The following is a 20971-nucleotide window of genomic DNA, read 5'->3' as shown; positions in this document are numbered from 1 at the left end:
AGACCTCGTGCATGACCTGGCCGGCTGAATCAGTCACTTCTGGTACTCGGGGGATTGAAAAGCGCCGGTTTTTCTACCTGGAAATCCGGGTTGCCCAAGTCGCAACCCAAAGCCTGCTTACCGATGACCGAATATGTCGCAGCGTCGCAAGCAGCTGTCTTCCTACACTCGTTAAGCTGCGCAACGGATGTGCACCCGCCAGGCGCCTGACCTGCCCGTCGTACCGTCACCCGGCAAGGTGCGCATCTTATGGAAGTTGTATGTGACCTGATTGTCTTGTCCAGCTTCACCCACCTGTCACTCTGATTCGTTTATGGTGTTTCCAGAATTACCAGCGAACAGAGCTGACGGTCCCCCAAGGGGATAACACGCGACGCTTCCATCAATAACAAGCCCAAGCGGAGTACCACAGATGGCGTTCTTCACCGCAGCCAGCAAGGCCGACTTCCAGCATCAACTGCAAGCGGCACTGGCCCAGCACATCAGTGAACAGGCACTGCCACAAGTGGCGCTGTTTGCTGAACAATTCTTCGGCATCATTTCCCTGGACGAACTGACCCAGCGTCGCCTTTCCGACCTGGCCGGCTGCACCCTCTCTGCGTGGCGCCTGCTTGAGCGCTTTGACCACACCCAGCCGCAGGTGCGGGTCTACAACCCCGATTATGAACGTCATGGCTGGCAGTCGACCCACACCGCGGTCGAAGTGCTGCACCATGACCTGCCGTTCCTGGTGGACTCGGTCCGCACCGAACTGAACCGCCGTGGCTACAGCATCCACACCCTGCAAACCACCGTGCTCAGCGTACGTCGTGGTGCCAAGGGCGAGCTGCTGGAAATCCTGCCGAAAGGCACCCAGGGCGAAGGCATCCAGCAAGAATCGCTGATGTACCTGGAAATTGATCGCTGCGCCAACGCCGCCGAACTGAGCGTGCTGAGCAAAGAGCTTGAGCAGGTGCTCGGCGAAGTGCGCGTGGCCGTGGCTGATTTCGAACCGATGAAAGCTAAGGTCCAGGACCTGCTGGCCGGTATCGACGCCAGCCAGTTCAGCATCGACGGCGAAGAAAAAGCCGAGATCAAGAACTTCCTGGAATGGCTGGTGGGCAACCACTTCACCTTCCTCGGCTATGAAGAGTTTGTGGTACGTGACGAGGCGGATGGCGGTCATATCGAATATGACGCCGATTCCTTCCTCGGTCTGACCAAACTGCTGCGCGCCGGCCTTACCGCCGACGACCTGCGCATCGAAGACTATGCAGTGTCGTACCTGCGTGAGCCGACCGTGCTGTCGTTCGCCAAGGCTGCGCACCCGAGCCGCGTGCACCGCCCGGCGTATCCGGACTACGTGTCGATCCGTGAGATCAGCGCCGACGGCAAGGTCATCAAGGAACACCGTTTCATGGGCCTGTACACTTCCTCGGTGTATGGCGAAAGCGTGCGGGTGATCCCGTACATCCGCCGCAAGGTCGCGGAAATCGAACGCCGTTCCGGCTTCCAGCCCAAGGCTCACCTGGGCAAGGAGCTTGCTCAAGTCGTTGAGGTGCTGCCGCGTGATGACCTGTTCCAGACTCCGGTCGACGAGCTGTTCAGCACCGTGATGTCGATCGTGCAGATCCAGGAACGCAACAAGATCCGTGTGTTCCTGCGCAAAGACCCGTACGGTCGTTTCTGCTACTGCCTGGCCTACGTGCCGCGCGACGTCTATTCCACCGAAGTGCGCCAGAAAATCCAGCAAGTGCTGATGGATCGCCTGAAGGCCTCGGACTGCGAATTCTGGACCTTCTTCTCCGAGTCCGTGCTGGCGCGCGTGCAGTTGATTCTGCGGGTTGACCCGAAGAACCGCCTGGACATCGACACGCTGCAACTGGAAAAAGAAGTGGTGCAGGCCTGCCGCAGCTGGCAGGACGACTACTCCAGCCTGGTCGTGGAAAGCTTCGGCGAAGCCCAAGGCACCAACGTGCTGGCCGACTTCCCGAAAGGCTTCCCCGCCGGTTACCGCGAGCGTTTTGCTGCGCATTCGGCCGTGGTCGACATGCAGCACCTCAACAGCCTGACCGAAGCCAACCCGCTGGTGATGAGCTTCTACCAGCCGCTGGGCCAGGTCTCCGGCCAACGCGAGCTGCATTGCAAGCTCTACCATGCCGACACCCCGCTGGCGCTGTCCGACGTGCTGCCGATCCTGGAAAACCTCGGCCTTCGCGTGCTGGGTGAGTTCCCTTATCGCCTGCGTCACGCCAATGGTCGTGAGTTCTGGATCCATGACTTCGCGTTCATCGCCGCCGAAGGCGTGAACCTGGATATCCAGCAGCTCAACGACACCCTGCAAGACGCGTTCGTGCATATCGTGCATGGCGACGCCGAGAACGATGCGTTCAACCGCCTGGTACTGACTGCTGGCCTGCCTTGGCGCGACGTGGCCTTGCTGCGTGCCTACGCCCGTTACCTGAAGCAGATCCGCCTGGGCTTTGACCTGGGTTACATCGCCAGCACCCTGAACAACCACACCGACATCGCTCGCGAGTTGACCCGGTTGTTCAAGACCCGTTTCTACCTGGCCCGCAAACTCACCGCCGAAGACCTGGAAGACAAGCAGCAACGCCTGGAACAAGCGATTCTCAGCGCCCTGGACGACGTTCAGGTGCTCAACGAAGACCGCATCCTGCGTCGCTACCTGGACCTGATCAAGGCCACCCTGCGTACCAACTTCTACCAGGCCGACGCCAACGGTCAGAACAAGTCGTACTTCAGCTTCAAGTTCAACCCGCACGCGATTCCTGAGCTGCCTAAGCCAGTGCCGAAGTTTGAAATCTTCGTGTACTCGCCACGGGTTGAGGGTGTGCACCTGCGCTTCGGCAACGTGGCGCGTGGCGGTTTGCGCTGGTCCGACCGTGAAGAAGACTTCCGTACTGAAGTGCTTGGCCTGGTAAAAGCCCAGCAAGTGAAGAACTCGGTCATCGTGCCAGTGGGGGCGAAGGGCGGTTTCCTGCCGCGTCGCCTGCCACTGGGCGGCAGCCGGGACGAGATCGCGGCCGAAGGCATCGCCTGCTACCGCATCTTCATTTCCGGCCTGTTGGACATCACCGACAACCTGAAAGACGGCGCCCTGGTACCGCCGGCCAACGTTGTGCGCCATGACAACGATGACCCGTACCTGGTGGTGGCTGCGGACAAGGGCACTGCGACCTTCTCCGACATCGCCAACGGCATCGCCATCGACTACGGCTTCTGGCTGGGCGACGCGTTCGCCTCCGGTGGCTCCGCGGGTTACGACCACAAGAAAATGGGCATCACCGCCAAGGGCGCGTGGGTCGGTGTACAGCGTCACTTCCGTGAGCGCGGCATCAATGTACAGGAAGACAGCATCACTGTTGTGGGCGTCGGCGACATGGCCGGTGACGTGTTTGGTAACGGCCTGTTGATGTCCGACAAGCTGCAGCTGGTCGCGGCCTTCAACCACCTGCATATCTTCATCGATCCAAACCCGAACCCGGCCACCAGCTTCGTTGAGCGCCAGCGCTTGTTTGAGCTGCCGCGTTCGGCCTGGACCGACTACGACACCCGCATCATGTCCGAAGGCGGCGGTATCTTCTCGCGCAGCGCGAAGAGCATTGCCATCTCGCCACAGATGAAAGAGCGCTTCGACATCTCGGCCAACAAGCTGACCCCGACCGAATTGCTGAACGCCTTGCTCAAGGCGCCGGTAGACCTGTTGTGGAACGGCGGTATCGGTACCTACGTCAAGGCCAGCACTGAAAGCCACGCCGATGTGGGCGACAAAGCCAACGACGCACTGCGCGTCAATGGCAACGAACTGCGCTGCAAAGTGGTGGGCGAGGGCGGTAACCTCGGCATGACCCAGCTGGGTCGTGTGGAATTCGGCCTCAATGGCGGCGGTTCCAACACCGACTTCATCGACAACGCCGGTGGTGTGGATTGCTCCGACCACGAAGTGAACATCAAGATCCTGCTCAACGAAGTGGTGCAGGCCGGTGACATGACCGACAAGCAACGCAACCAGTTGCTGGCGAGCATGACCGACGAAGTCGGCAACCTGGTGTTGGGCAACAACTACAAGCAGACCCAGGCCCTGTCCCTGGCTGCGCGCCGTGCCTACGAGCGTGCCGCCGAGTACAAGCGCCTGATGAGCGACCTGGAAGGCCGTGGCAAGCTGGATCGCGCCATCGAGTACCTGCCGACCGAGGAGCAGCTCGTCGAGCGCGCCGCGAATGGCAAGGGCCTGACCCGTCCGGAACTGTCGGTGCTGATCTCGTACAGCAAGATCGACCTCAAGGAAGCGCTGCTCAAGTCTCGCGTACCGGATGACGACTACCTGACCCGAGACATGGAGACCGCGTTCCCACCGAGCCTGGTCGCCAAGTTCGGTGAGGCCATGCGCCGCCACCGCCTCAAACGCGAAATCGTCAGCACCCAGATCGCCAACGATCTGGTCAACCACATGGGTATCACCTTCGTTCAACGGCTCAAAGAGTCGACCGGTATGACCCCGGCGAACGTAGCCGGCGCTTACGTGATCGTGCGTGACATCTTCCATCTCCCGCACTGGTTCCGCCAGATCGAAGCCCTGGACCACCAGGTGTCGGCTGACGTGCAACTGGAGCTGATGGACGAGCTGATGCGCCTGGGTCGTCGCGCCACGCGCTGGTTCCTGCGCAGCCGTCGCAACGAGCAGGACGCTGGCCGTGACACCGCGCACTTCGGTCCGCACCTGGCGGCGTTGGGCCTCAAGCTCGACGAACTGCTGGAAGGCCCGACCCGTGAAGGTTGGCAGAACCGTTACCAGGCCTACACCGAAGCCGGTGTTCCTGAGCTGTTGGCACGCATGGTTGCAGGCACGGCTCACCTGTACACCTTGCTGCCGATCATCGAAGCCGCTGACGTCACCGGGCATGACGCTGCCGAAGTGGCCAAGGCCTACTTCGCCGTCGGCAGCGCCCTGGACTTGCCATGGTACCTGCAGCAGATCAGCGATCTGCCGGTAGCCAACAACTGGCAGGCCCAGGCCCGCGAAGCCTTCCGCGATGACGTGGACTGGCAGCAGCGTGCAATCACCATCTCCGTCCTGCAAATGGCCGACGCGCCACAAGACATGGAAGCCCGCGTGGCCCTGTGGCTTGAGCAGCACAAGGACATGGCCGAGCGTTGGGTGGCGATGATGGTTGAGATTCGTGCTGCTGTAGGTACGGACTACGCCATGTATGCCGTGGCCAACCGCGAGTTGCTGGACCTGGCGTTGAGTGGTCAGTCGGTGCTGCAACCGGCTTGATCAAGCGGTAAAACAAAAGCCCCCACATCGTGAGATGCGGGGGCTTTTTGTTGCAACGCTATTTATCAAACACTGAAGGGCACATTTTGATCTTCATTCACTTAGGTGCAGTGGTGTTTTACTAGTTTGCTTTCCAGATGATCCAAGTGCTGCATCATGAGGGTCACCGCGGTGGTTGAGTCACGCTGCTCCACCGCATCCACAATCGCCGCATGCTCCTGCCACGCGCAATACGTGCAGGCTTTTGCTTCGTGTTGGGCAATGATCAACGACGTCAGCGGCACCAAACTGTTAAGGAACTGCGCCAGCGGTGCATTGCGCGCCATCGCTGCCAATTGCAGATGAAATTCCCCCGACAGCCGAATCGCCGGTCCACGCTGGCCGCGCTCGATGCACTCGCGCTCGCGGGCAATCAGCTCGCGTAACTGGCGCACCTGGGGCGGTGTGGCGTGTGCACAGGCCAGTTGCACCACGGTTATTTCAGTCAGGCGCCGTGCTTCAAGGATTTGCCGGGTTTGTTGCGGGTCCGGCGCGGCGACCTGGGCCCGTTGGTTGGGCCGCAGGATGATCACTTGCTGATGGGACAGTTTTGCCAGGACCCGGCGAATCACACTGCGGCTCACGCCAAAGATTTCGCCCAGGCCTTCTTCGGTAAAACGGCTGGCCGGGGCGATGCGTTGTTCGAGGATGGCGTCGAACAGACGCGGGTAGATGTCGTCCACCGAAGGCTTTTTACCAGCGACCAGGCGCAGGGCAGGGAGGATAGGGTCGCGTTGCAGCGCGTGAGCGGTCATGGCCTGTCTCCAGAAAGTCAGCTGCCCAGATGGTCGTCCGGGATGTTCAAACGGATGCCCATGCGCAGGCCTTCCTGAAGGATGTGCCGACGCATTTCCGCACTGGCCAGGGCGCTGTTCTTGTTGCGGATGGCGCGCACCACGGCTTCGTTTTCCCGCAGGCGCTCCGCCAGGTGCTCGGGCGAGTTGCGCAGCACTTGGGCGCTTTGCTTGAGGGCGTTACTGGTTTGTTGCACCACGTTCTGGAAGATCGGGTTGGAGGTCAGGGCGAACAGTTCTTCATGGAAGCCGATGTAGGCGTTCATGCCAGCTTCGGCGTCGCCGGCGTCGAGGGCTTCGCGCATGTCCATCAAGGTCAGGCGCAATTGGCCGACCTCTTTGCTGCTGATGGATTGGGCCACCAGACCGACAATGAACGGCTCGAGGGTGTAGCGCAGTTGCAGGATGTCTTCGAGGCTGGCGTCGGCCACGGTGTCGCTGGAGTGCGCGTCGCTGACGCTGGTTTCCAGCACCACCACACCTTTGCCGGGCATGGAGCGCACCAGGCCAAGGGTTTCCAGGACGATCACGGCTTCACGCAGGCTGGGGCGGCTGATGCCCATTTGTTCGGCCAGTTCGCGCTGGCCGGGGAGCATTTCGCCGCGGCGCCACTGGCCCCGCGCCAGAGCGGCTCGGAGTTTTTCTACGACTGAATTGACGACGGTTGAGGTGCTGATCACGTCGTACACTCCTTTAAGTTGCCAATACAATAATTAAACTGGCATTGAGCCAATGTGGGCGCTGGCTTGTCGGGTCGCCGCATCGCTGCGCTGGCTGACTATCGGTTGATAGCTTTGTAGGCTGACCCACCGCTATCGCAGGCAAACCAGCTCCCACATTTAAACGGTGTCGCTTGCTCAGAACTCCTGATGCGCGGGCAGCACCGGTTTCTTGGCCTGGAAAGCGTAGCCTTGGTGACCATCGAGGACCTTGTTGGCGCGCTGGATATCGATGTCTTTCTCCCAGCGTGCAATGGCCACGGTGGCGACGCAGTTGCCGATGAGGTTAGTCAGGGCGCGACCGATGCCCATGAACCAGTCCACCGCCAGCACCAGCACCAGGCCCACCACCGGAATCGCCGGGATCGCGGTAAGGGTCGCCGCCAGGATCACCAGCGCCGAACCGGGAATCCCATGGGCGCCCTTGGATGTAATCAACGATACCAACAAGATGGTCATCAGATCGGTCATCGACAGCGGTGTGCCGGTGGCATTGGCGATAAACACGATGGCCAGGGTCAGATAGATCGAAAAGCCATCGAGGTTGAACGAATACCCAGTTGGAATTACCAGGCCCACGGTGGAGCTGCCGATCCCCAGGTGCTCCAGCTTGCGCATGATTTGCGGCAGCACGGCGTCGGAGGAGGCGGTGCCCATCACGATCAGCAGTTCTTCGCGCAGGTACTTGAGCAGCGGCAGCATGCGCAGGCCCGACAGGCGCATCACCAGGCCCAGGATCAGGCCGACGAAGGCAAGGCACGTCAGGTAGAACAGGCCGACCAGGCTGCCCAGGTGTTGCAGCGAATCAAGCCCGTAGGTGCTGGTGGTAAAGGCGATCGCGCCGAACACACCGATCGGCGCCAGGCGCACGATCATGCCCATGATGCGAAAGATCACATGGCTCAGTTCGTTGATCAGCCGGGAAATGCCCGACGCCGCTTCGCCCACCAGGTTCAACGCGCTGCCGAATAGCACCGAGAACAACAGCACTTGCAGCACGTTGTTCTCGGCAAAGGCGCCGATGACCGAGTTGGGGATCAGGTCCATAAGAAACTGGCTGGTGCCCTTGATGTGCTGGCCCTTGTCGGCCAACTCATTCAAACCGGCAGACGACAACTGCTCCAGATGGATATTGGCGCCAGTGCCGATACCGGTGCTAAAAGCCATGATGAGTCCGATCACCAGGGCGACCGTGGTCAGGACCTCAAAGTAGATCACCGACTTAAGGCCGATGCGTCCGACCTTTTTCAAGTCGCCGGCGCCGGAGATGCCGCTGACCACCACGCAGAACACGATCAGGCCGATCAGCATCTTGATCAGCTTGATGAAGCCGTCGCCCAAGGGTTTGAGTTGCGAGGAGAATTCGGGAAGGGCCAAGCCGCAGATTACGCCTAGCATCAGGCCAATCACGACTTGCAGGAAAATCGAACGCGAGCACCATCTGAGCATGGGAGGGATCTCTATTCGGTGCCCTGGTGACTCCAGGGCTTAATTGTTGTGGTCATACCGGTAAGTCCAGTGCGGGGCCAGTCTAGGCCAGGTATTTTTGAAATAACAAGTCATTATTTAGCGTTTGACGGGTCCCGGTCTGACCAGTTGGTCGGTGAAGTCGATGCTTGAGCGGTTGGCGGGGTGGGATTTTTTTCGCTTATCATCCGTCGCTCGGCATACGAGGTGATAGATGGACCCGCCAGGACTGACCACTGACGACACCGGGTGCACCCATTGCACCTGGCGCACCGCAGCGCCGGAATACCCGCATTACCACGACTGTGAGTGGGGCGTGCCGGTGGCGGACGATACCCAGCTGTACGAGAAGATCTGCCTGGAAGGTTTTCAGGCAGGCATGGCGTGGATCACCATCCTGCGCAAACGCGAGCAGTTTCGCGCGGCGTTCGAGGGGTTTGATTTTCGCCGGGTGGCGCAGTACGGCGAGGCGGATATCGAGCGGCTGATGCAGGACCCGGGCATCGTGCGTAATCGCGCGAAGATCGTGTCCACCATCAACAATGCGCGCAGGGCGTGTGAGTTGGTGGAGGAGACCGGCTCGCTGGCACGGTGGTTGTGGGCGTTTGAGCCCGCTGACGATGAGCGCCCGGCCGTGGTGGACATGGCTTACTGGACGGGTAACCCCACCTCGCCGGCTTCCGAACGTTTGTCGAAAGCCCTGAAGAAGCGGGGTTGGACGTTTGTCGGCCCGACTACGATGTATGCGCTGATGCAGGCGATGGGGATGGTGAATGATCATCTGGACGGCTGCTGCTGCCGGCCGCGAATTGAAACGCTGCGGCAGCAGTTCAAACGGCCCTGAATCCCAGGTTTCACACTGTCAACACTGTGGGTGCGGCGGTGTCTGGGCTATCAGGACAGGAAACCACCGTCCACATTCAGCGACACACCCGTGGTGTAGCTGGACGCATCGCTGGCCAGGAACAACACCGCGCCGGCCATTTCGCTCGGATCCGCCACACGCTTGAGGGGGATCTGCGCCAGGGCCATTTTCAGGATTGCGTCATTCTTCACCAGGGCCGAGGCGAACTTGGTGTCGGTGAGGCCCGGCAACAGGGCGTTGCAACGAATGCCGAACTCGGCGCATTCCTTGGCAAACACCTTGGTCATGTTGATCACGGCGGCCTTGGTCACCGAGTAGATGCCCTGGAAGAGACCCGGCGAAATCCCGTTGATCGACGCCACATTGATGATGCTGCCGCCACCGTTTTCGCGCATCAGCTTGCCGGCTTCCACCGACATGAAGAAATAGCCACGGATGTTCACGTCAACGGTCTTCTGGAACGCACCGAGATCGGTGTCCAGCACGTTGCAGAATTGCGGGTTGGTCGCAGCGTTATTCACCAGGATATCCAGGCGACCAAATTGCTCGCGAATGCCGGCGAACACTTGGGTGATCTGCTCCATCTCGCCGATATGGCAGGCCACGGCGGTGGCCTTGCCGCCGTCGGCGATGATTGCATCAGCCACGTGCTGGCAGCCTTCCAGCTTGCGGCTGGAAACGATCACGTGAGCGCCTTGTTGGGCCAGCAACTTGGCGATGGCTTCACCGATGCCACGGCTGGCGCCGGAAACAAAAGCAATCTTGCCATCGAGGTCGAACAGGTTGGTCTTGGACATGAGGGTTCCTTGGTGTGTGCGATCAGAGCGCTGATTTGCCGATGACATTCAGGCTCATTTGCTCCAGCAGCTTGTTCATTTGAATGAACTGCGCAAAGCGTTTGTCCTGGGTCTGGCCATGGAAGAAGCGGTAGTAGATCTGCTGCACGATGCCCGCCAGGCGGAACAGGCCGTAGGTGTAGTAGAAGTCGAAATTGTCGATCTGCAGGCCCGCGCGTTCAGCGTAGTAGTCGACGAACTGGCGGCGGGTGAGCATGCCGGGGGCGTTGCTTGGCTGACGGCGCATCAGTTGCACCGGCGCAGGGTCGGCGGCTTCGATCCAGTAGGCGAGGGTGTTGCCCAGGTCCATCAGCGGGTCGCCGAGGGTGGTCAGCTCCCAGTCCAGCACGCCGATGATCTGCATCGGGTTGTTTGGGTCGAGGATCACGTTGTCGAAGCGGTAGTCGTTATGCACGATGCTCGACGTTGGGTGGTCGGCGGGCATTTTGTCATTCAGCCACGCGCGCACGGCTTCCCAGCGCGGCGCGTCGGGGGTCAGGGCTTTTTCGTAGCGATCACTCCAGCCACGGATCTGGCGCTCTACGTAGCCTTCCGGCTTGCCCAGGTCAGCCAGGCCGCAGGCGCTGTAGTCAACTTGGTGCAGTTCGACGAATTTGTCGATAAAGCTTTTGCACAACGCCTCGGTCTTGGCCGCATCCAGGCCCAGTTCGGGCGGCAGGTCGGAGCGCAGGATGATGCCGTTGACGCGTTCCATCACATAGAACTCGGCACCGATCACCGACTCGTCGGTGCAATGCACGTAGGCCTTGGGGCAATAAGGGAAGCCGTCTTTGAGCTGGTTGAGAATGCGGTATTCGCGGCCCATGTCATGAGCGGACTTGGCCTTGTGACCAAACGGTGGGCGACGCAGCACGAATTCCTGACCGGGGTATTCCAACAGGTAGGTCAGGTTGGACGCACCACCCGGGAACTGGCTGATCGTAGGCGTGCCGCTCAAACCGGGGATGTGGGCCTTGAGGTAGGGATCGATCAGGCTGGCATCAAGTTCTTCGCCTGGGCGAATCTGGGTCGATTGGTCGTTCAGCGCCATGCTTATCCCTTCTGCTTATTCTAAAGGCCTTGGACTATTTCCTAATCTAATGCGCACCACCGCCCAGCGACAAGGTCGGGGCGGCTTAATAGGTTAGCGTGTTGGATGATGATCAGCGTGCCTGATCGGTCATTTATTGGGCGGGGGCAGGGCGACCGGCGTGAGCACTGGACGCCCGGCGAAGTATTCCACCAAGTTGTCCGCTACGCGCTGCACCGTGTCATGGGCGGCTTCCGGCGACAGGCCCGCGACATGGGAGGTGAGCACGGTGTTGCTGAGCTTCTTGAGCGCGTCGGGCACCTTGGGCTCGTCGTCGAACACATCCAGCGCGGCGCCGCCGATGCGGCGTTGCTCCAGGGCGGCGAGCAGGTCGGCGGTGACCACCACGCTGCCACGGGCGATGTTGACCAGATAGCCATTCGGCCCCAGGGCGTCCAGGGCGTGGCGATCGATCAGGTGGCGGGTGCTGGCGCCGCCGGGCGTGGCCAGGATCAGGAAGTCCGAGGTGCGCGCCAGTTCCACGGCGGTGGCGCAGTAGGTGTAGTCCACGTCGTCGCGCGGTTGGCGGTTGTGATAGCTCACCTCCATGCCGAATCCCAGGGCGGCACGCTTGGCGATCTCCAGGCCCACCGCACCGAGTCCGAGAATGCCCAGCTGCTTGCCGCCCAGCGACGGGCGCATCACTTTCGGCCATTCACTGCGGCGCACGGCGGCGTCGGTCTGCGGGATACCGCGCACCAGCGACAGCAGCAACGCCATGGCGTGATCGGCCACCGACGGCGCATTCACTCCGGCGCCATTGGTCACGACAATTCCGCGATTGCTGGCGGCCTGCAGGTCGACATGCTCATAGCCGGCGCCGATCACGCAGATGATTTCCAGCAGCGCCAGGGCGGCGATTTCCTCGGCGTACAAACCCAGCGGGCCACGGGTCAGTACGGCGTTGATCTGGCTGCCGTGGGCTTTGATGGCTTCGGCGCGTTCGGCAGGTGTCGGCGCCAGGATCACATGAAAGTCATTGCTCTCGATGATGGGCAGGTAGTCGTTGATGGTTTCTACCAGGACCAGAACGGTGGCGGTCATCGGAAGGCTCTTGCTGAAGGGTTTGAGGGCATGAGTATGCAGTATTTGCGTGGTCAGAAGCGGATCTCAGCCGCTCTCGTGCGCTTCACAAACGCCCCAGCCAACGTCGCGTTGTGATGCTCGATAATCGCCTCTGCCTTCAGTGCCGCAGTGTCCATGCAGGTATGGCCGTCTTCCGGCAGCACCACCGAAAAGCCCAGTTCCACCGCTACCCGGCAGGTGGTGTCGATGCAGAACTGGGTTTTCATGCCCACAATCACCAATTGACTGACCTGCGCCGCCCTCAGTTGCTGCTGCAAGTCTGTGCCCAGGAAGCAACTGGGGCGGGTTTTGTTGAACACCAGATCGCCGGACTCGTCGACATCCAGGCCATGCCATAGCTGCCAGGGCGCGCTGCCGGCTTCAATCGGCGAGCCTGTCGGACCAGTGTGGCGGGCGACGAAGATCGGTGCGCCTGCAGGGCGGGCACGCTGAATCAGTTGGTTGATGGTGACGAGGACACGTTCGCGCTCGAAGGGCTTTTCCGGACCGTCGTATAAGCCAGTTTGCATATCGATGATCAGCAGGGCGTCAGTCATGGTGTTGCTCCTTGCAATGGCCAGATGGCGGAGCAATAAAAAGGCCCCGTCCATTGCTGGCGGGGCCTTGGGTTGAATCTGTGAGGTGTTTAGCGTGAACACCCACCGCAACCGCACGACCCGCCTGAGGCGGTCGTGGTGGTGGTGGTGGTGGTGAGGTTCAGCTGAATACGGTTCATGGCTGGATCATGCTGAGAGCGGCGCTTAGTTGTCAACGAATGTATTTGAGTTGCGCGCGGCGCGTCGATGTACCACGCCACCGTTCCTCAGCTAAGTCTTTGCTTATTCAACAGAATCCCGGACAATCCGGCCCCTTCTATGGTCGGGGCGCTGCCTGTCAGGTTTTCTGACTCGTCCCGGCCGTGTAAAAGCGGAGATCCGATCGGATGAATGATCAGGCCAGTAGCGTCGACCAACGCTATGAGACGACACCTGCAACCCTCACACGCTGGAGCCGCCAGGACACCACCTGGATGCTGGGCCTGTTCGGCACCGCCATTGGTGCCGGCACGCTGTTCTTGCCGATCAACGCGGGCCTGGGAGGCTTCTGGCCACTGGTGATCCTCGCGGTACTGGCCTTCCCGATGACGTTCTTCGCCCACCGTGGCCTCACCCGTTTCGTGCTGTCCGGCCGAGAAGGCTCCGACATCACCGACGTCGTCGAAGAGCACTTCGGCATCAGGGCCGGTGCGCTGATCACCTTGCTCTACTTCTTTGCGATCTTCCCGATCCTGCTGATCTACAGCGTGGCGCTGACCAACACCGTTGGCAGCTTCATGGAACACCAACTGCACATTATGCCGCCACCACGGGCGATTCTGTCGTTGGTGCTGATCCTCGGTCTGTTGGCCGTGGTGCGTTGCGGCGAGCAAGTGATCGTCAAGGCCATGAGCCTGATGGTGTATCCGTTCATCGTCGCGTTGCTGTTCCTGGCGGTTTACCTGGTTCCGCATTGGAATGGCGGCATCCTCAGCACCGCCAGCGTAGTCCCAGCCCCGTCGGCACTGCTCAATACGCTGTGGCTGGCGATCCCGGTGATGGTGTTCTCGTTCAACCATTCGCCGATCATCTCGGCCTTTGCGGTTGACCAGAAGCGCCAGTACGGTGTCCATGCCGATGAGCGCAGTTCGCAGATCCTGTCCCGCGCGCACCTGTTAATGGTCGGGATGGTGCTGTTCTTCGTGTTCAGCTGCGTGCTGACCCTGTCGCCGGCGCAGTTGGCCGAAGCGAAAGCGCAGAACCTGTCGATCCTGTCCTACCTGGCCAACCACTTCGATAACCCGACCATCGCGTTCGCAGCCCCCCTGATCGCGTTCGTGGCGATTGCCAAGTCGTTCCTGGGCCACTACATCGGAGCCAGCGAAGGCCTCAAGGGGCTGGTGCTGAAAACGGGTCGCCGCCCGGGTGCCAAGAGCCTGGACCGCATGACTGCCGCTTTCATGCTGGTGGTGTGCTGGATGGTTGCCACGCTTAACCCAAGTATCCTCCGCATGATCGAGACGCTGGGCGGGCCGATCATCGCGTCGATCCTGTTCCTGATGCCGATGTACGCCATTCGTAAGGTTCCGGCCATGGCCAAGTACCGTGGGCAGGCGTCGAATGTGTTTGTCACGGCCGTCGGCTTGGTGGCGATTACAGCGTTGGTGTATTCGTTTATTGCTTGAGTCTGATGCGGTCAAGCTGACTGCACGGCACTAAAAATGTGAGAGTGGGCTTGCTCGCGAATGCAGTGGATCGGTGAATAAATCACTGACTGACACACCGCATTCGCGAGCAAGCCCACATTTGTTTTGGGGTGTCGCTAATACCGTATTGCAGGCATAAAAAAACGCCGCGTACCTTGCGATACGCGGCGCTTCTTCACATCAACATATTAGGCTTGAATCACCGGGATGTTGGCGCTTGCTGCGATCTTGCGAAACTCAGCGATCTGGTCGAAGTTCAGGTAGCGGTAGACGTCACTGGCCATGGTGTCCAGTTTCGCCGCGTAGCCCATGTACTCTTCGACGGTCGGCAGGCGACCCAGGGTAGACGCCACTGCTGCCAGCTCGGCCGAAGCCAGGTAGACGTTAGCGCCATCACCCAGACGGTTCGGGAAGTTACGGGTCGATGTCGACACAACGGTCGAATTCGGCTCTACACGTGCCTGGTTACCCATGCACAGCGAGCAGCCCGGCATTTCCATGCGCGCGCCAGCCTTGCCGTAGATGCCGTAGTAGCCTTCTTCGGTCAGTTGGTGAGCGTCCATCTTGGTCGGCGGCGACAGCCACAGACGGGTTGGCAGCTGGCCCTTGACCTGCTCCAGCAGCTTGCCGGCAGCGCGGAAGTGACCGATGTTGGTCATGCACGAGCCGATGAACACTTCGTCGATCTTCTCGCCGGCAACGCTCGACAGCAGACGGGCATCGTCCGGGTCGTTCGGTGCGCAGAGGATCGGCTCGTTGATGTCGGCCAGGTCGATCTCGATGACTTCGGCGTATTGCGCGTCGGCATCGGCTTCCATCAGCTCCGGGTTGGCAACCCAGGCTTCCATCGATTGGGCGCGACGTTCCAGGGTACGCGGGTCACCGTAGCCTTCACCGATCATCCAGCGCAGCAGGGTGATGTTGGAGTTCAGGTACTCGGTGATCGACTCTTTCGACAGCTTGATGGTGCAACCGGCAGCCGAACGTTCGGCCGAGGCGTCGGACAGCTCGAAAGCTTGCTCCAGCGTCAGGTCGTTCAGGCCTTCGATTTCCAGGATGCGGCCGGAGAACGCGTTCTTCTTGCCTTTCTTCTCTACAGTCAGCAGACCCGATTGGATCGCGTAGTAAGGAATGGCATGAACCAGGTCGCGCAGGGTGATGCCAGGTTTCATTTTGCCTTTGAAGCGCACCAGGATTGATTCCGGCATGTCCAGTGGCATTACGCCAGTGGCTGCGGCAAACGCGACCAGGCCAGAGCCGGCCGGGAACGAGATGCCCATCGGGAAACGGGTGTGGGAGTCACCACCGGTACCGACGGTGTCCGGCAGCAGCATGCGGTTCAGCCAGCTGTGGATGATGCCGTCGCCTGGACGCAGCGATACACCGCCACGGGTCATGATGAAGTCAGGCAGGGTGTGGTGGGTGGTCACGTCGATCGGCTTTGGATAGGCCGCGGTATGGCAGAACGACTGCATTACCAGATCGGTCGAGAAGCCCAGGCACGCCAGGTCTTTCAGTTCGTCACGGGTCATCGGACCGGTGGTGTCCTGGGAACCCACGGTGGTCATCTTCGGTTCGCAGTAGGTGCCAGGACGAACGCCTTTGCCTTCTGGCAGACCGCACGCCTTGCCGACCATTTTCTGTGCCAGGGTGAAGCCTTTGCCGGTGTCGACAGGCGCTTCAGGCAGCTTGAACAGGTCGGTAGGGCCCAGGCCCAGTTCTGCGCGCGCCTTGTCGGTCAAGCCACGACCGATGATCAGCGGAATACGGCCGCCGGCGCGGACTTCGTCCAACAGCACCGGGGTCTTCATTTCGAAGGTGGTGATGACTTCGTCGGTGCCGTGTTTGCAGACTTTGCCAGCATGCGGGTACAGGTCGATCACGTCGCCCATGTTCATGTTGGTAACGTCGAATTCGATTGGCAGTGCGCCAGCATCTTCCATGGTGTTATAGAAGATGGGAGCGATCTTGCTGCCGAAGCAGAAGCCGCCAGCGCGCTTGTTCGGCACGTAAGGAACGTCGTCACCGAAGAACCACAGTACGGAGTTGGTCGCGGATTTACGCGAGGAGCCTGTACCAACCACATCACCGACGTAGGCGATCGGGAAGCCTTGGCCGCGCATCTCTTCGATCTGCTTCATCGGGCCGGTCTTGCCTTGCTCGTCCGGCACGATGCCTTCACGCGCCATTTTCAGCATGGCCAGGGCGTGCAGCGGGATGTCAGGACGGGACCAGGCATCTGGCGCAGGGGACAGGTCGTCGGTGTTGGTTTCGCCGGTGACCTTGAACACGCGCAGGCTGATCTTGTCGGCCAGGGTAGGGCGGTTGCTGAACCACTCGCCATCAGCCCAGGACTGGATCACGGCTTTGGCATGCTCGTTGCCGTTCTTGGCTTTTTCGGCCACGTCGTGGAACGCATCGAACATCAGCAGGGTGTGCTTGAGTTGGGCCGCGGCGACAGGTGCCAGTTCGGCGTCGTCCAGCAGCTCAACCAGGGTCACGATGTTGTAGCCGCCTTGCATGGTGCCAAGCAGTTCAACGGCGCGTTTCTTGTCGATCAGGGGGGAAGTGGCTTCGCCCTTGGCCAGGGCAGACAGGAAACCGGCCTTGACGTAGGCAGCTTCGTCAACGCCTGGTGGAATGCGGTTGGTGATCAGGTCAACGAGGAATTCTTCTTCGCCAGCCGGAGGATTTTTCAGCAGCTCAACCAGGCCTGCGGTTTGTTCGGCGTTAAGCGGCTGGGGAACAATACCCAGGGCTGCACGCTCTTCGATATGTTTGCGGTAGGCTTCAAGCACAGTTATTACCCTCATCAGTGGTCCCACGGGACGCTCATCCAGCAATGAACGGCACGCATGCGCTCGGGGGCTTTTTGGGCCACAAAGCCAGCGCTGCCGGCATTTCTCACAGAAGCTGCTTTCAAAGTTTTACGCCTGCAGAACGGAGCTGATGAGGGTTGGCGAGGGCGTTGACCTACCGAGTCATTCACCATCGCCAACACCGTTCTGAAGGAACGACTGTGCTCGTGACGCTTTGAAAACAGCTTCCAGCGGATTATTGGCGCCTTACAAGGCCGGATGATTCTACGGCAAAAAAAATCTAAAGGTAAGTTGCCTCGCCAAGTTTGCAGGGTGATAGCCGTTAGACAAAGGGCTAACATGGCGCATTGTTTTGCTTATCTGCGTGTCGTTGCCCATGTCCAACCAAACCATCAAGACCCCCTGCGTCGGCCTGTGCTCCACGGTTTACGGTGATCTCGTGTGCCGTGGCTGCAAGCGTTTCCACCACGAAGTGATCCAGTGGAACGGCTATAACGAAGAAGAAAAACGCGCGGTCTGGCTGCGGTTGGAGCAACTGTTGGTGCAGGTAATGGCCGGCAAACTCGAGGTATTTGACCCCAAGACCCTGCGTGGGCAGTTGGAGCAGCGCAAGATTCGCTTCGTGCCACATCAATCCGAGTATTGCTGGGCCTACCAGTTGATCGCCCGTGGTGCGCGGGTGATTTCCAACGTGGAGGCTTACGGCATGGTGCTGTTGCCGGAATTTCGCGATTGGCCCTTGCCAGACCTGCGTGACGCCATTGATCGAGAGTTCTTTATCCTGTCGGAGGCGCACTACCAGCGCTATATCGCGCCAAGCTTTCTCAAAGATGCATTTTCCAGCGGATGACACAGAACCCAATGTGGGAGCAATCGTCCGAAAGACCCCGTCAGGCCTTGCTGGCCAGTTACTCCAACTGATCCATCAGCGTGTCAGGCTTGAGCACCAACACATCACTTTCCACGGCATCCAGTATCACCTCCGCCGTATTGCCGATCAGCGCCCCGGTAATCCCTGTGCGCGCCACGGTGCCGATGATCGTCACCGCCGCCTGCCACTTATGGGCGGCGAAAGGGATCAGCACATCCGCCGGGCCTTCCTCAATGTGCAAGTGTGAGTCGTCCACATCGAACTCTGCCTGAAACGCCTTACATTGCTCGCGATAACGCGCCTCGATGGTTTCCTTGAGCTGGAAGGTCGGGTCTGCCGCCGACAACATCGGCGACGGGTGGGCGCTGATGACATGCAACTGCGCCTTGGCCAGGCTGGCGATATCAAAACCATGGTCGATGATTGAATTGTGCAGCGCTCGATGGTCTGCATCGGTGTTGCCCACATCGATCGCCGCCAGGATCACACCGCTCGTCCACGGCTTAGCCGTCTTGACCAGCAGCACTGCCGACGGGCAATAGCGCAGCAGCTTCCAGTCCGCGGGCGTCAGCAGGGCTTTTTTCAGCGGGCTGTCGGGGAAATGCTGCTTGATCACCAAGCCACAACCCTCGGCTTGCTGCACATCAATAATGGTTTCATGCAGGCTGTCATTCCAGGCCTGCTCGGTGCTGACGCTGTAGCCATCTTCCTGTAAGCCCGACTTCAGCAGCGCCAGCAGCGCCGAGTGCTCATGCTTTTTGTCGCAGACCAGCAAATGCAAGTGCGCGCCAGTGACCCCGGCGATCAGCTTGGCGCGCTTGAGGGCCAGGCTTTCCGAATGCTCGGGTTCGATGACCACCAGGATGCTGCGGATGGCTTGCATGATCGGATCTCCAAAAGAGGCGGGGGCTGGAACAACTATAGTTGCTGGCTGGCGCACGTCATGTTGATGCACATCAAGGCCCGTGACTGGTGGTCTGCGGCGGGGTCGGTATAATCGCCGGCCTTTTGTGATCCTTTTGCCCGTGAGCCCGATGAACCTGCCAGAAATCCACGAATTCCTCGGTTGCCGCACCCCTGACGCTTGGGTCCAGGCCGCGCTTGCCGATCAGGAAACCCTGCTGATCGACCACAAGAACTGCGAATTCAAAGCCGCCAGCACCGCGCTGAGCCTGATGGCCAAGTACCACGGCCATGTTGACCTGATCAACATGATGTCGCGTCTGGCCCGTGAAGAGCTGGTGCACCACGAGCAAGTCATGCGTTTGATCAAAAAGCGCAAGGTCGAGCTGCGACAACTGCACGCCGGGCGCTATGCCTCGGGTTTGCGCAAAGTCGTGCGCAGCCACGAGCCGGTCAAACTGGTCGACACGCTGGTGGTGGGTGCCTTTATCGAAGCGCGCAGTTGCGAGCGTTTCGAAGCATTGGTGCCGCATTTGGACGAAGAACTCGGCAAGTTCTACTTCGGCTTGCTCAAAAGCGAGGCGCGGCACTTCCAGGGTTACCTGAAGCTGGCGTACCAGTATGGCGACGCCAAGGACATCGCCCAGGTGATCGAGCGGGTGAGGGCGGCCGAGCAGGAACTGATCGAGTCAACCGACATCGAGTTCCGCTTTCACAGTGGCGTGCCAGCCTGACGCGACGGCCACGCCGATCAGCGCGGTGATCCCGCCCAGCAGCAGGATCACCGTCTGGGTACTCAAGGGCGCGGCGAGTACGGCAATCGCCAGGCCGGCCAATGGCTGCGCCAGGTTGTTGAGCAAGGTGGTCACGCCCACTGTTTTGCCGAAGTCTTGCACCGGAATGACCCGTTGACGGGTGCTGCGCATGTACACGTTGAACATTTTGTCGAAACCGGTGACCAGCAGGAAACCCACGGTGTAAGCCCAAAGCGTGGGGCTGACCGCCATGACCAAGGCCCCGGCCCCGATCATTGAATACGACAGCCCGCCCAGCACTTTCAACGCCAGGGTGGCGCGTGCCAGGTAAAACAGAATAGCGATGGTGACCACTGCGCCGGCAGCCTGTAGCAGCGCATAGGCATCCTTGCCGGCGGCGAATTGACCGGTCACCATCGCCGCCGACGTGGCCAGCGTCACGCCGATGATCAGGTTAACGCCGACTGCGAGGGCAATGATGCGCTTCAGCTCTGGCAGGTTGCGGATATGCCCGAATGCGATGCGCAGCGGTTGCAGCCAGATGTCCTGATGCTGTTCAAAGCTCTCCAGATTCACCGCAGTGTTGCGCTGCCAGGTCCGCATCGCCAGATCTGCTAGCACAAACAGCCCGGCAACCCCCAGCACCACCCAATGCCAGGCCCACACCTCCAGCATCAATGCCGCTACCAGCGGCCCCAGCACCAGGCCGCTCTGGTCGGCTATTTGTGAGTAGGACAAGGTCTTGGCGTAGGTGTAATGCTTGAAGATGTGCGGCATCACGACTTCGCGGGCCATGATGCCTTGAGTCGTCAGCACGCCGCACAGCGCAGACAGCGCTACCAGCCAATAGATACCGTCAAACACCCCGTAAAGCGCTACGGCCACTACGCACGCCAGTGCGCGGTAAACCTGGCTGATATGCAGGATGCGCACCGGCGAGAATTTATCGCACAGCGCTCCACAGACTGGAAAAACCAGGTAGCGCGGCAGCGATTCGACGAAAAACGCAAGCCCGGCCCATGCGACGCTGTTGGTGGTCTGGAACACAAGCAGCGGCACGATAAACAGCAGTATCTGGTCCGCCAGCCGTGACAGGAACAGTGAGATAAAAAAAGCCAGGTAATCCTTGCGCATGCAACTCCCTGTGGGTGGCGTTAAAGATTGCAGGTTATTTGTTAAAAACTCTTAAAAGCATGAAGCTTGGTCGGCCGGTGTGAGCCCGCTG

Annotated in this window: 15 protein-coding genes; 5 read left to right on the top strand and 10 right to left on the bottom strand. The window is 60.2% G+C overall.

The features are described from left to right. Positions 1-412 precede the first annotated feature (412 nt). The gene (locus tag AACY30_RS15980; RefSeq protein ID WP_339540674.1) at positions 413-5281 is read left to right on the top strand and encodes an NAD-glutamate dehydrogenase; all 4869 of its coding nucleotides are present in this window, start codon (positions 413-415) and stop codon (positions 5279-5281) included. 101 nt (positions 5282-5382) lie between these two features. Here AACY30_RS15980 and AACY30_RS15975 read toward each other — a convergent pair whose 3' ends face one another. The 3 genes from AACY30_RS15975 to AACY30_RS15965 all read right to left on the bottom strand — a co-directional run bounded on the left by AACY30_RS15975 (position 5383) and on the right by AACY30_RS15965 (position 8297). Beyond that, positions 5383-6075 carry a GntR family transcriptional regulator gene (locus tag AACY30_RS15975; RefSeq protein ID WP_339540673.1) on the bottom strand — a complete coding sequence of 231 codons (693 nt, stop codon included), beginning with the start codon at positions 6073-6075 and terminating at the stop codon, positions 5383-5385. Positions 6076-6092: 17 nt separating this feature from the next. Further along, positions 6093-6794: a FadR/GntR family transcriptional regulator gene (locus tag AACY30_RS15970; RefSeq protein ID WP_339415936.1), complete on the bottom strand. Its 702-nt coding sequence runs from the start codon at positions 6792-6794 to the stop codon at positions 6093-6095. A gap of 177 nt (positions 6795-6971) precedes the next feature. Further along, entirely contained in the window at positions 6972-8297 is a 1326-nt protein-coding gene (locus AACY30_RS15965; RefSeq protein ID WP_339471642.1) for a C4-dicarboxylate transporter DctA, read from the bottom strand. Between the two features lie 217 nt (positions 8298-8514). On the opposite strand from AACY30_RS15965, the gene AACY30_RS15960 reads away from it, so the two are divergent. Then, positions 8515-9144 carry a DNA-3-methyladenine glycosylase I gene (locus tag AACY30_RS15960; protein WP_339540672.1) on the top strand — a complete coding sequence of 210 codons (630 nt, stop codon included), beginning with the start codon at positions 8515-8517 and terminating at the stop codon, positions 9142-9144. A gap of 50 nt (positions 9145-9194) precedes the next feature. On the opposite strand, the gene AACY30_RS15955 is transcribed toward AACY30_RS15960, so the two are convergent. The 4 genes from AACY30_RS15955 to AACY30_RS15940 all read right to left on the bottom strand — a co-directional run bounded on the left by AACY30_RS15955 (position 9195) and on the right by AACY30_RS15940 (position 12713). Continuing rightward, positions 9195-9962, bottom strand: coding sequence for an SDR family oxidoreductase (locus AACY30_RS15955; RefSeq protein WP_339471572.1), 768 nt, complete (start codon positions 9960-9962; stop codon positions 9195-9197). Positions 9963-9984: 22 nt separating this feature from the next. After that, positions 9985-11052: a phosphotransferase family protein gene (locus tag AACY30_RS15950; RefSeq protein WP_339471573.1), complete on the bottom strand. Its 1068-nt coding sequence runs from the start codon at positions 11050-11052 to the stop codon at positions 9985-9987. Between the two features lie 129 nt (positions 11053-11181). Continuing rightward, a complete protein-coding gene (locus tag AACY30_RS15945; protein WP_339471574.1) occupies positions 11182-12135 on the bottom strand; it encodes a 2-hydroxyacid dehydrogenase in 954 nt (317 codons plus the stop codon). 53 nt (positions 12136-12188) lie between these two features. Next, positions 12189-12713 carry a cysteine hydrolase family protein gene (locus AACY30_RS15940; protein WP_339540671.1) on the bottom strand — a complete coding sequence of 175 codons (525 nt, stop codon included), beginning with the start codon at positions 12711-12713 and terminating at the stop codon, positions 12189-12191. 386 nt (positions 12714-13099) lie between these two features. Here AACY30_RS15940 and AACY30_RS15935 point away from each other — a divergent pair, with 386 nt between their 5' ends. Further along, complete coding sequence (locus AACY30_RS15935) at positions 13100-14377, top strand: serine/threonine transporter (protein WP_339540670.1); 1278 nt, start codon at positions 13100-13102, stop codon at positions 14375-14377. A gap of 209 nt (positions 14378-14586) precedes the next feature. On the opposite strand, the gene acnB is transcribed toward AACY30_RS15935, so the two are convergent. Next, positions 14587-17196 carry a bifunctional aconitate hydratase 2/2-methylisocitrate dehydratase gene (acnB, locus tag AACY30_RS15930; protein ID WP_339540718.1) on the bottom strand — a complete coding sequence of 870 codons (2610 nt, stop codon included), beginning with the start codon at positions 17194-17196 and terminating at the stop codon, positions 14587-14589. A gap of 397 nt (positions 17197-17593) precedes the next feature. Between acnB and AACY30_RS15925 the strand changes: the two genes are divergently transcribed. Beyond that, positions 17594-18067, top strand: a complete 474-nt coding sequence (locus AACY30_RS15925) for a DUF1289 domain-containing protein (RefSeq protein WP_339415945.1) — start codon at positions 17594-17596, stop codon at positions 18065-18067. A gap of 58 nt (positions 18068-18125) precedes the next feature. Here AACY30_RS15925 and AACY30_RS15920 read toward each other — a convergent pair whose 3' ends face one another. Continuing rightward, complete coding sequence (locus tag AACY30_RS15920; RefSeq protein ID WP_339540669.1) at positions 18126-18971, bottom strand: universal stress protein; 846 nt, start codon at positions 18969-18971, stop codon at positions 18126-18128. A 151-nt stretch (positions 18972-19122) separates the two neighbouring features. Here AACY30_RS15920 and AACY30_RS15915 point away from each other — a divergent pair, with 151 nt between their 5' ends. Further along, positions 19123-19725, top strand: coding sequence for a tRNA-(ms[2]io[6]A)-hydroxylase (locus AACY30_RS15915; protein ID WP_339540668.1), 603 nt, complete (start codon positions 19123-19125; stop codon positions 19723-19725). Here the strand turns inward: AACY30_RS15915 and AACY30_RS15910 are convergent. After that, the gene (locus AACY30_RS15910) at positions 19681-20880 is read right to left on the bottom strand and encodes an MFS transporter (RefSeq protein WP_339540667.1); all 1200 of its coding nucleotides are present in this window, start codon (positions 20878-20880) and stop codon (positions 19681-19683) included. The genes AACY30_RS15915 and AACY30_RS15910 overlap by 45 nt on opposite strands. Positions 20881-20971 lie beyond the last annotated feature (91 nt).

This window comes from Pseudomonas sp. RA_5y_Pfl1_P24, assembly GCF_963970945.1.
GTDB classification, from domain to species: domain Bacteria; phylum Pseudomonadota; class Gammaproteobacteria; order Pseudomonadales; family Pseudomonadaceae; genus Aquipseudomonas; species Aquipseudomonas tritici.
The sequence above is the reverse complement of the archived record's forward strand: the minus strand, read 5'-3'. Positions and strand labels throughout refer to the sequence as shown.

Coding starts and splice junctions, on each gene's coding strand:
- AACY30_RS15925 (WP_339415945.1), top strand. CDS start 17,594: ATGTCCAACCAAACCATCAAGACCCCCTGCGTCGGCCTGTGCTCCACG.
- AACY30_RS15945 (WP_339471574.1), bottom strand. CDS start 12,135: ATGACCGCCACCGTTCTGGTCCTGGTAGAAACCATCAACGACTACCTG.
- AACY30_RS15920 (WP_339540669.1), bottom strand. CDS start 18,971: ATGCAAGCCATCCGCAGCATCCTGGTGGTCATCGAACCCGAGCATTCG.
- AACY30_RS15910 (WP_339540667.1), bottom strand. CDS start 20,880: ATGCGCAAGGATTACCTGGCTTTTTTTATCTCACTGTTCCTGTCACGG.
- AACY30_RS15960 (WP_339540672.1), top strand. CDS start 8,515: ATGGACCCGCCAGGACTGACCACTGACGACACCGGGTGCACCCATTGC.
- AACY30_RS15975 (WP_339540673.1), bottom strand. CDS start 6,075: ATGACCGCTCACGCGCTGCAACGCGACCCTATCCTCCCTGCCCTGCGC.
- AACY30_RS15940 (WP_339540671.1), bottom strand. CDS start 12,713: ATGACTGACGCCCTGCTGATCATCGATATGCAAACTGGCTTATACGAC.
- AACY30_RS15955 (WP_339471572.1), bottom strand. CDS start 9,962: ATGTCCAAGACCAACCTGTTCGACCTCGATGGCAAGATTGCTTTTGTT.
- AACY30_RS15980 (WP_339540674.1), top strand. CDS start 413: ATGGCGTTCTTCACCGCAGCCAGCAAGGCCGACTTCCAGCATCAACTG.
- AACY30_RS15935 (WP_339540670.1), top strand. CDS start 13,100: ATGAATGATCAGGCCAGTAGCGTCGACCAACGCTATGAGACGACACCT.
- AACY30_RS15950 (WP_339471573.1), bottom strand. CDS start 11,052: ATGGCGCTGAACGACCAATCGACCCAGATTCGCCCAGGCGAAGAACTT.
- AACY30_RS15915 (WP_339540668.1), top strand. CDS start 19,123: ATGAACCTGCCAGAAATCCACGAATTCCTCGGTTGCCGCACCCCTGAC.